Source organism: Mycolicibacterium flavescens (assembly GCF_001722335.1).
In the GTDB taxonomy this organism is placed as follows: Bacteria; Actinomycetota; Actinomycetes; order Mycobacteriales; family Mycobacteriaceae; genus Mycobacterium; species Mycobacterium flavescens.
The window spans coordinates 39,950-52,388 of sequence record NZ_MIHA01000004.1 but is presented as its reverse complement, the minus strand read 5'-3'; the positions used below and the strand labels follow the sequence as shown (position 1 = coordinate 52,388).

General features: G+C 67.3%; 9 protein-coding genes. 6 read left to right on the top strand and 3 right to left on the bottom strand.

The window, feature by feature from the left end:
- Nucleotides 1–49: 49 nt before the first annotated feature.
- The 5 genes from glnA (BHQ18_RS06505) to BHQ18_RS06485 all read left to right on the top strand — a co-directional run bounded on the left by glnA (BHQ18_RS06505) (nucleotide 50) and on the right by BHQ18_RS06485 (nucleotide 8,703).
- Nucleotides 50–1,390: a type I glutamate--ammonia ligase gene (gene glnA, locus BHQ18_RS06505; RefSeq protein ID WP_069412785.1), complete on the top strand. Its 1,341-nt coding sequence runs from the start codon at nucleotides 50–52 to the stop codon at nucleotides 1,388–1,390.
- A 25-nt stretch (nucleotides 1,391–1,415) separates the two neighbouring features.
- Nucleotides 1,416–4,376, top strand: a complete 2,961-nt coding sequence (locus tag BHQ18_RS06500; RefSeq protein ID WP_069412784.1) for a bifunctional [glutamine synthetase] adenylyltransferase/[glutamine synthetase]-adenylyl-L-tyrosine phosphorylase — start codon at nucleotides 1,416–1,418, stop codon at nucleotides 4,374–4,376.
- 10 nt (nucleotides 4,377–4,386) lie between these two features.
- Nucleotides 4,387–5,019, top strand: a complete 633-nt coding sequence (locus BHQ18_RS06495; RefSeq protein ID WP_069412783.1) for a PaaI family thioesterase — start codon at nucleotides 4,387–4,389, stop codon at nucleotides 5,017–5,019.
- Nucleotides 5,016–5,876 carry a TIGR03619 family F420-dependent LLM class oxidoreductase gene (locus BHQ18_RS06490; protein ID WP_069413023.1) on the top strand — a complete coding sequence of 287 codons (861 nt, stop codon included), beginning with the start codon at nucleotides 5,016–5,018 and terminating at the stop codon, nucleotides 5,874–5,876. Before BHQ18_RS06495 ends, BHQ18_RS06490 begins: the two co-directional genes overlap by 4 nt.
- Nucleotides 5,877–6,057: 181 nt before the next feature.
- Nucleotides 6,058–8,703: an Ig-like domain-containing protein gene (locus tag BHQ18_RS06485; protein WP_069412782.1), complete on the top strand. Its 2,646-nt coding sequence runs from the start codon at nucleotides 6,058–6,060 to the stop codon at nucleotides 8,701–8,703.
- Here BHQ18_RS06485 and BHQ18_RS06480 read toward each other — a convergent pair whose 3' ends face one another.
- From BHQ18_RS06480 to glnA (BHQ18_RS06470), 3 genes are all read right to left on the bottom strand, one after another.
- The gene (locus tag BHQ18_RS06480) at nucleotides 8,704–9,720 is read right to left on the bottom strand and encodes an asparaginase (RefSeq protein WP_084293920.1); all 1,017 of its coding nucleotides are present in this window, start codon (nucleotides 9,718–9,720) and stop codon (nucleotides 8,704–8,706) included.
- An 8-nt stretch (nucleotides 9,721–9,728) separates the two neighbouring features.
- The gene (locus BHQ18_RS06475; RefSeq protein WP_069412781.1) at nucleotides 9,729–10,253 is read right to left on the bottom strand and encodes a DoxX family protein; all 525 of its coding nucleotides are present in this window, start codon (nucleotides 10,251–10,253) and stop codon (nucleotides 9,729–9,731) included.
- A gap of 105 nt (nucleotides 10,254–10,358) precedes the next feature.
- A complete protein-coding gene (glnA, locus tag BHQ18_RS06470; protein WP_069412780.1) occupies nucleotides 10,359–11,795 on the bottom strand; it encodes a type I glutamate--ammonia ligase in 1,437 nt (478 codons plus the stop codon).
- A gap of 149 nt (nucleotides 11,796–11,944) precedes the next feature.
- On the opposite strand from glnA (BHQ18_RS06470), the gene BHQ18_RS06465 reads away from it, so the two are divergent.
- Nucleotides 11,945–12,427: an RDD family protein gene (locus tag BHQ18_RS06465; RefSeq protein WP_069412779.1), complete on the top strand. Its 483-nt coding sequence runs from the start codon at nucleotides 11,945–11,947 to the stop codon at nucleotides 12,425–12,427.
- Nucleotides 12,428–12,439 lie beyond the last annotated feature (12 nt).

The following is a 12,439-nucleotide window of genomic DNA, read 5'->3' as shown; positions in this document are numbered from 1 at the left end:
GCAGCCGCCGTGTAACACAGAATTAACAGCCGGTGCCTACGCTGCGACCATGGATCGGCAGAAGGAATTCGTGCTGCGCACGCTGGAGGAACGCGACATCCGCTTCGTCCGGCTGTGGTTCACCGACGTGCTCGGATACCTGAAATCGGTTGCGATCGCCCCCGCCGAACTCGAGGGCGCCTTCGAGGAGGGCATCGGGTTCGACGGTTCGGCGATCGAGGGTTTCGCCCGCGTGTCCGAAGCCGACATGGTGGCCCGCCCCGATCCGTCGACGTTCCAGGTGCTGCCGTGGGCCGACGGTTCCGGTAAGCACCACTCGGCCCGGATGTTCTGCGACATCACCATGCCCGACGGCTCACCCTCGTGGGCCGACTCCCGCCACGTGCTGCGCCGTCAACTCGCCAAGGCCAGCGATCTCGGCTTCTCCTGCTACGTACACCCGGAGATCGAGTTCTTCCTGCTCAAGCCCGGAGCCGACGACGGCACCCCGCCGCAACCGGCCGACAACGGCGGCTACTTCGACCAGGCCGTGCACGACTCGGCACCCAACTTCCGCAGGCACGCCATCGATGCGCTGGAGCAGATGGGCATCTCGGTCGAGTTCAGCCACCACGAGGGCGCGCCCGGCCAGCAGGAGATCGACCTGCGCTACGCCGACGCGCTGTCGATGGCCGACAACGTGATGACGTTCCGGTACCTGGTCAAGGAAGTGGCGCTGGGCGACGGCGTGCGCGCGTCGTTCATGCCCAAGCCGTTCGCCGAACATCCCGGCTCGGCCATGCACACGCACATGAGCCTGTTCGAGGGCGAGACCAACGCGTTCCACAGCCCCGACGATCCGCTGCAGCTCTCCGACGTCGCCAAGTCGTTCATCGCGGGAATCCTCGAGCACGCCAACGAGATCAGCGCGGTCACCAACCAGTGGGTGAACTCCTACAAGCGCCTGGTGCACGGCGGAGAGGCGCCGACCGCGGCGTCCTGGGGGGCGGCCAACCGGTCGGCCCTGGTGCGGGTCCCGATGTACACGCCGCGCAAGGCGTCGTCGCGGCGCGTCGAGGTGCGCAGCCCCGACTCGGCGTGCAACCCCTACCTCACGTTCGCGGTGCTGCTGGCCGCCGGCCTGCGCGGCATCGAGAAGAACTACGTGCTGGCGCCTGAAGCCGAGGACAACGTCTGGACGCTCACCCCCGAGGAGCGCCGCGCGATGGGTTACAAGGAGCTGCCGGGCAGCCTCGGTGTCGCGCTGAGCGAGATGGAGAACTCCGAGCTGGTCGCGGAAGCGTTGGGCGAGCACGTGTTCGACTACTTCCTGCGTAACAAGCGCGCCGAGTGGGAGAACTACCGCAGCCACGTCACGCCGTTCGAGCTGAAGGCCTACCTGTCTCTGTAAGCGAGGCTCGCGCTACCTTTCTAGGGTGGCCAAACCTGCGACGCAGCGCCCGAAGCTGCCCAGCGTGGGGCGGCTCGGACTGGTTGAACCCTCGGCGCCCGCGGACCTCGACCGGCTCGGCTGGAACACCGAGGACCATGTCGAGCTGTTGTGGTCGCTGTCGCGGGCTCCCGACACCGACGTCGCCCTGCGCACCATGGTGCGACTCGCCGAGGCGCTGGGCGACGACTGGGCGGAACTGAACCGCAACCTGCTCACCGATCGCGGGCTGCGCGGGCGGCTGTTCGGTGTGTTCGGGGCGTCGATGGCCCTCGGTGACCACCTCGTCGCGCACCCCGAGAACTGGCGGCAGCTCGCCGGCGATGTGCAGTTGCCCGACGCCGAGGCGCTGCGCGAGGCGTTCGTGGCGTTGGCAGACGAAGCCCCCGACAAGAACGCGGCGCTGCTGCCGCTGCGCAAGCTGTACCGGGACCGGCTGCTGGTGCTGGCCGCACTCGACCTGGCGCCGACCGTGGAGAACGAACCGGTGCTGCCGTTCACCGCGGTCGGCGCGCACCTGTCCGACCTCGCCGACGCGGCCCTGGAAGCCGCGCTGCACCTTGCGATCAAGACCGCCGGTGGCGACAACCCGCCACGGATCGCGGTCATCGCGATGGGCAAATGCGGTGCACGCGAACTGAATTACGTCAGCGACGTCGACGTCATCTTCGTCGTCGACAATGCCGACGCGGTCGCCACCCGGGTGGCCGGTGAGTTGATGAGGTTCGCCGCCGACGCGTTCTTCGAAGTCGACGCGGCGTTGCGGCCCGAGGGCAAGCATGGCCAGCTGGTGCGCACGCTGGAGTCTCACGTCGCCTACTACCAGCGGTGGGCCAAGACGTGGGAGTTCCAGGCGCTGATGAAGGCACGCCCGGCGGCGGGCGATCCAGAACTGGGCCGGGCCTACATCGAGGCGCTCATGCCGATGGTGTGGACGGCTTGTGAGCGCGAGGATTTCGTCGCCGAAGTGCAGGCGATGCGCAGGCGCGTGGAGGAACTCGTGCCGGCCGGTCAACGCTCGCGGGAGCTCAAGCTGGGGACCGGCGGGCTGCGCGACGTCGAGTTCGCGGTGCAGCTTCTGCAGTTGGTGCACGGCCGCAACGACGAGGCGCTGCACGTCGCGTCGACCGTGGACGCGCTGGCCGCGCTGGGCGAGCGCGGTTACGTCGGGCGCGACGACGCCGCGAATCTGACCGCGTCGTACGAGTTTCTGCGGCTGCTCGAACACCGACTGCAGCTGCAGCGGCTCGTTCGCACGCACCTGCTGCCCGATGACGACGACGACGAGGCGCTGCGGTGGCTGGCCCGCGCCGCGCACATGCGGCCCGACGGCCGCCACGACGCGCTCGGCGTGCTGCGCGAGGAACTCAAACGGCAGAGCCTGCGGGTGTCGCGGCTGCACGAGAAGTTGTTCTACCAACCGCTGCTGGAGTCGGTGGGGCAGACCGCCGTCGAGCTGTCCGACGGTATGACGACGAAGGCCGCCGAACGCCAGCTCGCCGCGCTGGGCTACGAGGGTCCGCAGAGCGCGCTGACCCATCTGCGGGCGCTGACCAGTTCCAGCGCCCGCCGCGGCCGGGTGCAGCAGGTGCTGCTGCCCACGCTGCTGAATTGGCTTTCCGACACACCGGATCCCGACGCCGGGCTGCTGTCGTACCGGCGCATCAGCGATGCGCTGTCCGAGCAGCGGTGGTACCTGGCGACGCTGCGCGACGAGAGCGCCGTGGCGAAGCGGTTGATGCGGGTGCTGGGCACGTCGGCCTACGTGCCCGACCTGTTGATGCGGGCGCCCGAGGTGATCCAGGCGTACGCCGACGGGCCCAACGGACCGAAACTGCTCGACTCCGAACCCGACGGCGTGGCCCGGGCGCTGGTCGCCTCGGCGGGACGGTATTCCGATCCGCAGCGGGCGATCGCGGCGGCCCGCACGCTGCGCAGGCGGGAACTGGCCCGGATCGCGTCGGCGGATCTGCTCGGGATGCTCGAGGTGACCGAGGTGTGCCGGGCGTTGACGTCGGTGTGGGTGGCGGTGCTGCAGGCGGCGCTGGAGGCGGTGATCCGGGCCAACAGTGCCGAGCGCGGGCCGCTGGCCAAGATCGCGGTGATCGGGATGGGGCGGCTGGGCGGCGGCGAATTGGGCTACGGCTCCGACGCCGACGTGCTGTTCGTGTGCGAACCGCACGCGGGCGTCGAGGAGTCGGCCGCGGTGAAGTGGGCGGTGACCGTCGCCGAACAGGTGCGCTCGCTGCTGGGGACGCCCAGCGCGGACCCGCCGCTGGAGATCGACGCCAACCTGCGTCCCGAGGGGCGCAACGGTCCGCTGGTGCGCACGCTGGCCTCCTACGAGGCGTACTACGCGCGCTATGTGCAGACGTGGGAGGTGCAGGCCCTGTTGCGGGCGCACCGGGTGGCCGGCGACGAGGACCTCGGCGAGCGGTTCCTGCGGATGATCGACAAGACGCGCTATCCCTCGGGCGGGGTGTCCGCCGAGGCGGTCCGCGAGATCCGGCGGATCAAGGCGCGGGTGGACGCCGAGCGACTGCCCCGCGGCGCCGACCCGAACACCCACACCAAGTTGGGCCGCGGCGGGCTTGCCGACATCGAGTGGACGGTGCAGCTGTTGCAACTGCGGCACGCGCACAAGGTGCCCGCGCTGCACAACACGTCGACGCTGCAGTCGCTGAACGCAATCGGCGCCGCCGAGTTGATCGCCGAAGGCGACGTCGAACTGCTGCGCCAGGCGTGGTTGACGGCCACCAGGGCCCGCAACGCGCTGGTGCTGGTGCGCGGCAAACCGACCGATCAGCTGCCCGGTCCGGGCCGCCAACTCAACGCGGTGGCGGTGGCCGCCGGGTGGGACACCGACGACGGCGGCGAGTTCCTGGACAACTACCTGCGGGTGACGCGGCGGGCGAAAGCTGTGGTACGGAAGGTCTTCGGAGAATGAGACGCAGCGAATGAACATGGATTTCGGGGTCGACGTGATCTCCGAGGACGAGTACCGACGCCAGCGGGCGCTGTACGGGCCGCTGACCGAGTCGGTGCGCAGACTCATCAACGCCAGCCTGAACACCGTGGTCGATGCTGACGCCGTCGCCGAAGCGCAGAAGAAGATCGACGCGATCGCCGAACTTCTCGAGACCCAGCAGCGCGCCGGCGTTCCGATGGTGCACGAACACACCGGCCGCCCGGTGGTGTGGTCGAATCCGGCTGTGGGGCTGCGCAATGCGATCGCGCCGCCGATGGTCATCCACCACGAGGACGACGGCAGCTGCTGGAGCGAGTTCACGCTCAGCGGGGCCTACGAGGGCCCGCCCGGTCGGGTGCACGGCGGCGTCTGCGCGCTGGTGCTCGACCATCTGCTCGGGGAGGCGGCCAGCCAGGCGCTGACCCAGCCGAAGTTCACCGGCACGATCTCGCTGCGGTATCGGCGCGGCACACCGCTGGGCCCGCTGCGGGCCGAAGCGTTCGTGGAGCGCAGCGAAGGGGTCAAGACGTTCACGCGCGGCTACCTCAAGGACGCCAACGGTCCGACCGTGGAGGCCGAGGGCGTGTTCATCCAGCCGGCGTGGGCGCGGGACGCCGGATGAGGTTCTACGTCAGCCTGGCGTTCCTCGACACCCGCGAGGTCGTCGAAATCGCCAAGGCGGCAGATGATCTCGGGTACGAGGGGTTGGGTGTGCCCGATCATGTGGTCAACCTCGAGACGCTCGAGACGCCGTATCCGTACACCAAGGACGGTCGTCGGCGGTGGGAGCCGTTCACGGACTGGCCGGACCCGTGGGTGTTGATCGGCGCGCTGGCGCTGGTCACGTCGCAGGTGCGGTTCGTCACCACGGTGTACCTGCCCGCGATGCGCGACCCCTACTCGGCGGCGAAATCGATCGGCACCGCGGCGGTGCTGGCCGACGGCCGGGTCGAGCTCGGTATCGGTGTGGGTTGGTGTCGCGAGGAATTCGAGCTGATGGGCCAGCAGTTCGCGCGGCGGGGCAAGCGCACTGACGAGATGCTGAGCCTGATGAAGGAACTGTGGAAGCCGGGTTACACGGAGTTCGACGGCGAGTTCTATCAGGCCCCGCGGTTGGAGATGGAGCCGTCGCCGCCGCCGATCCCGATCTATGTCGGGGGACTGTCGGACATCGCGTTGCGTCGAGCGGCCCGCCACGACGGCTGGATCGGCGACCTGATCACCACCGACCGTGCGTTGGAGCGCATCGCCCGGCTGCGCGAACTGCGGGCCGAGGACGGTCTGACGATGGACGACTTCACCGTGATCACCCCGCTGACGGATGCGTTCACGCCAGAGCACTACGAGCGCGCCGAGGCCGGCGGCATAGACGGGATCGTCACGATGCCGTGGATGTTCTACGCCGGCCCGCAGGCCACGCTGGCGGAGAAGATCGACGGGATGAAGCGGTTCCGCAAGGATCTCGGGCTGGATCGCTGAGTTTGCCCGAACATTACCGGTCGGGGCGTTTTCGATCTTGGTCGCGTGGTTTGTCCCGTCAGTTGACGTTGCTGAAGTCTAGGGGGGCGGGTAGGGAAACCCCTGATTCCTCGCCGCGATTTCGTACCTACCGTTGTCTCCCATAAGCCGCAGCGGAGGTCGCTGGGCGCGGGAGGGACACATGACGCACGCCCAGTACATCGGACGGATCGGGGCTTTGGCCGTAGCACTCGGGATCGGAGCCGCCGTCGCGACCAATCCGGGTATCGCACCGGCTCAGGACACGGACTCGGGTTCGGTCAGCGCAGGGGCGGGGGCCCCGAGCGGCACGTCGCCGGAGAATCCGGCGGCACAGACGTCAGACGTCGAAGCTTCGGACGAGAACGAGCCGGGCGGATCGGGACCGGACGACATCACCCCACCGGAGATGAACGTCGCAGCCGACACCACCGACACCTCCACACATGACGGAGCGTCGGGCGCAGAGGCCGGCGAGGAAGACGCCGTCGACGAGGATGCCGAGGAGTTGGCGGGAGAGGAATCTCCCGCGAACGAGGCAAGACCCCAGTCGAGCAGCGGATCGCCGGTGCCCGCGGGCACGGATTCGCTGCCGCAGCATGTCGCTGTCAGTCCGCAGCCAGAACCGGAGAAACACACCGTCGAGGACACCCCGGCGCCGGGCTCGCACACACAGCGAAAAGCCGTCGCCGGTCCCGATGACGGAGCTTCCGCCGCTTCGTTCACAACCGTCGTCGACGACGTTCCGGCGCCGGCACCGCGTTCTGAGGCAACTCCGGTCACCGAGACACGTGCGGTCGTCCAGAATCCGATTTCGGCACTGATCACCCTGCCGCTACGCATCATCGGCGAGGTGCTGAGCGCGTTCGTCGGAGGTCCGAATACGCCGAGCGGCGAAAACCCGCTTGTCCTAGGAATTTTGGCGTTCGTGCGTAGGCAGTTCTCGACATTCGAACGCACCTTCTCCAACAATGCGCCCGTCATCACCGGCGCACAGGTCGACGAGAACACCGACGGCACGTTCACCATCACGGTCGACATCGACGGCGAGGACGCCCAGGCGAGCGACCCCGACGGGGACGCGTTGACCTTCAGTGCGACCGGAGGACCGGAGGGCACGATCGAGAAGACCGGCGCGAACACGTTCCGGTACACGCCCGGTGCGGATTTCGACGGAGACGATGTCATCACGATCACCGCGAGCGACCCCGGCGGGTTGTTCGGCATCAACCGCAAGACCGCGACCGTCGCCGTCGACATCGAAGCCGGCGAGGACGACCCGACGCAGCCCGAGGACCCGGATCCGCCGACCCAGCAGGACGATGGAACCGTCGAGCAGACACTGCAATTCGACCCTGCCGAAGTTGTCCATGTCACGATCGCACCGGGGTTCGAGCCGAAGTACTACATCTACGAAGAGACCTACAACGAGGAAACCGGCGAATACGAACTGATTCTCACGCCGACTCAGGCAGGCATGCTGCGTGCGGCGCTCGGCCTGGACACCACCGATTCGGTCGGACTCCAGGTCACCACGGTCGAGGCTCCCCAGACGGTTCAGACCTTCTCGATGCGGTCGATGTCCTTCGCCGCGGCCGCCGAGGAGCCCGACTATGTCCTCAATCTGCCGGATCTCCCATCCGGTCGTTTCGTCGCCGGCGCTCCTATCGTGACCAGCCCCGGGGCCGACGATCCCGAAGCGACCAATCCGGCAGGCACCGTGGTGACCGACCGCTATACATACGTTCTGAACTCCAATGTCTTCAGCGGCAATTCCACGACACTGGCCGTGTTCGGCGCTGACCCTGACGAAGCCGACTATCTCCAGTTGGTCGACGAGGTCGAACTCGACGGGAGAGCGCTGCTGCTCACCCAGGCGGGCGACCGGCTGTACATCGCGGCCGGCAGCACGGTCCTGGTGATCGACACCGACGACAACGCGCTGCTCGACCCGATCGAGTTGGATACAGGCGGCGGAGTGATTCCGGTCGCCAGCCCGGACGGCAGACCGCTGTATGTGATCGACCAGCAGTTCGGGAGGATCTCCGTCGTCGACACCGACCCCGCGAACACGGCGACCTACCACACGGTGATCGACGAGATCGGCGTGACCGACCCTCCGGTTGTTGTCGACAACGGCGACGGGACAAGCACGGGCACCGCCCAATTCCCGATCAGCGCCGCATTCAACGCCGACGGCACCCGGATGTACGTGGTGCGTAACGGCCAGACCTACACGCAGGACGGTACGACCTATGAAGTCACCGATTTCAGGTACTCGGGTGAGATCGTCACGATCGACTTGACGACCAACGAGGTCGTCGGCGCGCCGCTCCCGATCCAAGGTGACTACGGCTATTTCGCGTCCAGCGACGGCAGGTACCTCTACGTCCCGGTGCTGACGATGAACGGGTTCGACCCGACAGTCTTCGGCGGAGACATTTCCCCGATCACCGGCAGCGTCAACGTGATCGACGTGCAGGACCCCGACAATCCCGTCATCGTCGCCGAATTGGCGACCGGAAACCTGCCGGTGAACGTCGCCTTCAGTCCTGATGGGAGCGTCGCTTACGTCGTCGACGCCGGCGGGGGCACTGTGTACGTGATCGACACCGTCAACCAGGAGGTCCTCGACCTCGATCCGGTGGCCGAGGGCGTCCAGGGCCTGGTGTTCGACGCCGAGCCGACCGCGACGTTGGGCGCAGTGTTCAACGTCATCGCCTCCAGCCCGGACGGCACTCAGCTGTTCGTCACCAATTTCAGCAAGGGGACCGTCATTCCTCTGGAGTTCGTACGGGATACGGTCTGACTATCCCCAACGGTTGACCACGTCGCGCACCGAGTGGCCACTGGCCAGGGCGGCCATCACCAACACTCGCGCCTGGCTCGACCGCAGGTTCGGCACCATCACCGCGCCGGCCTGGACCATGTTGTCACCGGGGCCGTACTCGGCCTCGACGGGTCCGGTCGGCACCCGGGTGGAGATGGCGAACTCGACCCCGGCGGGCGCGTGCCTGCGGACCGCGTCGACGACACCGTCGCCGGCGTTACCGGAACCCAACGCCTCCAACACGATTCCGCGAGCACCGGCGGCGACCGCCGCGTCGATCGGGCCCGGGCCGTCGCCGGGGTAAGCCGACACGATGTCCACGCGTGGTGCGCCGGCCGCCGACACGTCGGCGATGAACGGCCGTCGCGCGGGCTGGGTCAAGGTGAAATTCTCGTCCGAGACCGAGCCGACCGGCGCGCCGGCGAACGGGGACAGCGCCGCGGTGTCCATCTTGCGGGTGCCCAACGCTTGAAAGACATTGCCGTCGAACGCGATCAGTACGCCCTGGTCGCGCGCTGCGGGACTGGCTGCCACCGTCATGGCGTCGCGCAGGTTTTTGGGCCCGTCGGCATCGGGGGCATCCGACGAGCGTTGCGCGCCGGTCAACACGATCGGCGGACCGCCCTGATACGTCACGTCGAGCCACATCGCGGTGTCTTCCATGGTGTCGGTGCCGTGGGTGATCACCACCCCGTCGGCGCCATTGGCCACCGCATTCTTCGCAGCCGCCCCGATCGCATCCCAGTCGGCCGGAGTCAACTGCGAACTGTCCTTCTTCATCAGGTCGACGATCTCGATGTCCAGTCCCGAAGCGAGCTCCGCGCCGCCGACAGTCGGGCGGCGTACACCGGATGCGTCGGTGCTCGTGGCGATCGTTCCGCCCGTGGTGATCAGGACCAGACGGGCGTTCTGCGCGGCGGCCGGGGAGGTCGACAGCCCGAGCGCGCCCACTGCCGTGACGACTGCGGCCGCCACTGTGACGAGAACCCTGCGCATGGGATCGCCTAGCGCCGGAAGCGGTTGAACAGCCCGCCGCGCCGGACCGGCGCTCCGGTCGCGTAACCGGCGGGCGCCGCGGTACCGGACACCACCCGCCCGGGTGCCGAACGTCCCATACCGCCGCGCCGTCGTGCGTCGACCGACCAGGCGCCCGCACCCAACGCCGCGATCGCGAGGAAGCCGAAGCAGTACAGCAGCACGACCTCGCCACCGTTCTCCATCGGCCAGAAGCTCGCGGGCGGACCGTCCAGGGGCGGCCAGTGCATCCAGAAGTAGGCCACCGCCATCTCACCGGAGGCGATGAAAGCCGCTATGCGCGTGAACAATCCGACGGTGATCAGCAGGCCGCCGACCAGCTCGATGATGCCGGCCCACCAGAACGGCCAGGTGCCGACCGGCACGGCCTCCCCGATCGGCCAACCAAATAACTTCATGCTGCCGTGCAGCGCGAACATCAGTCCCGCGATGATGCGGAACAGACTCAGAAGCGGTGACGAATAACTGGCGAGGCGAGCGTCGAAGGTCGTCATGGACAAACCCTACGCTCGCCTTTCGGCATGTTCACAGGTTCGCACCAACACCGAAAACACTTCGGGCCGGGGGAGCGACCCCCGGCCCGAAGCGTCGGCACGTGTCTACACGTCGTAGTACAGGGCCACCTCGTACGGATGCGGACGGATCTGGATCGGCATGATCTCGTTCTCCCGCTTGTAGGAGATCCAGGTCTCGATCAGATCCTCGGTGAACACCCCGCCCTCGGTGAGGTAGTCGTGGTCCTCTTCGAGCTTGTCGATGACCGCCGACAGCGAGGTGGGCGCCTGCGGAATGTTGGCGGCCTCCTCCGGCGGCAGCTCGTAGAGGTCCTTGTCGACCGGCGTCAGCGGCTCGATCTTCTTCTTGATCCCGTCGATGCCGGCCATCAGCATCGCCGCGAACGCCAGGTACGGGTTACCCGAGCTGTCCGGGCAGCGGAACTCGAGGCGCTTGGCCTTCGGGTTGTTGCCGGTGATCGGGATGCGCACACACGCCGAACGGTTGCGCTGGCTGTAGACCAGGTTGATCGGCGCCTCGTACCCCGGCACCAGCCGCTTGTAGGAGTTCACCGTCGGGTTGGTGAACGCCAGCAGTGACGGGGCGTGGTGCAGGATGCCGCCGATGTAGTGGCGTGCGAGGTCGGACAGGCCCGCGTAGCCCGACTCGTCGTGGAACAGCGGCTGGCCGTCCTTCCACAGCGACTGGTGTGCGTGCATACCGGAGCCGTTGTCACCGAACAGCGGCTTGGGCATGAACGTCACCGTCTTGCCGGCCTGCCACGCGGTGTTCTTGATGATGTACTTGAACAGCAGCACATCGTCGGCCGCGTGCAGCATCGTGTTGAACTTGTAGTTGATCTCGGCCTGGCCGGCGGTGCCGACCTCGTGGTGGCCGCGCTCGAGGATGAAGCCCGCGTTCTGCAGGTTGGTCGCCATCTGGTCGCGCAGGTCGACGTAGTGGTCATACGGCGCGACCGGGAAGTAGCCGCCCTTGGGCCGCACCTTGTAGCCGCGGTTCTGGCTGCCGTCGGCCTCCAGCGGCTCACCGGTGTTCCACCACCCGGACTCCGAATCCACCTCGTAGAAGGTGCCGTTGATGCGGGAGTCGAAGGTCACCGAGTCGAAGATGTAGAACTCGGCCTCGGCACCGAAGTACGCGGTGTCGGCGATGCCGGTGCTGGCCAGGTAGTTCTCCGCTTTGCGGGCCACGTTGCGCGGGTCGCGCGAGTAGGCCTCACGGGTGAACGGATCGTGCACGAAGAAGTTCATGTTCAGCGTCTTGGCGGCGCGGAACGGGTCGATGCGAGCGGTCGCGGGATCCGGTAGCAGCATCATGTCGGATTCGTGGATCGACTGGAAGCCGCGAACCGACGAGCCGTCGAAGGCCAGGCCGTCCTCGAAGACGTCCTGGGTGAAGGCCGAAGCCGGGATCGAGAAGTGCTGTACGACGCCGGGCAGATCGCAGAATCGGATGTCGACGTATTCGACTTCCTCGTCCTTGATCTGCTTGAGAATGTCGTCGGCCGTCTTTTCTGCCACTGAAGTTCTCTCCTTAGATTGATAACCCGCGCGTTGACGCTAAGGACACGATGTTGCACGGCCGTCAACCGTATGTTGCGCCGACGTTACGCAATCTCGGCTCTCGCGGGGGCCGAAGAGCAACCTGGCGTCCCGCCTATCCTGTCACTATGGCGCGAACGTTGGGGTCCTGGCTGTCGGGTCCGGATCCGACCAGTGACGCCGGACCAGACGACTACCCCGGAAAACGCCTCGGTTTGCCGGAAACCGGTCCCGGGTCGATCGCCAGGTTCGGTCGACGCATCGCGGCGCTGCTGATCGACTGGTTCATCGCCTACGGGCTGACCTCACTCACGGTGGCCGTCGGGGCGATCAGCCGGGAGATGTTCCTGTACACCTCGCTGGGCTCGACGTCGATCGCGGCGGTGTGGCTTCTGCTCGGCATCGTCTCGGTGCGGCTGTTCGGTTTCACGCCCGGGCAGTGGGCGCTGGGCCTGCGGGTCGCGTCCGTCGACCATCGCCAGCACGTCGGGATCGGCCGCGCCACGGTGCGCGGTGTGCTGGTGTTCTTCGTCATCCCCGCGCTGTTCACCGACCGCGACTTCCGCGGTTACCAGGACCGTTTCACCAACACCGCGGTGGTTCGTCGGTAACCAACCGCCGCG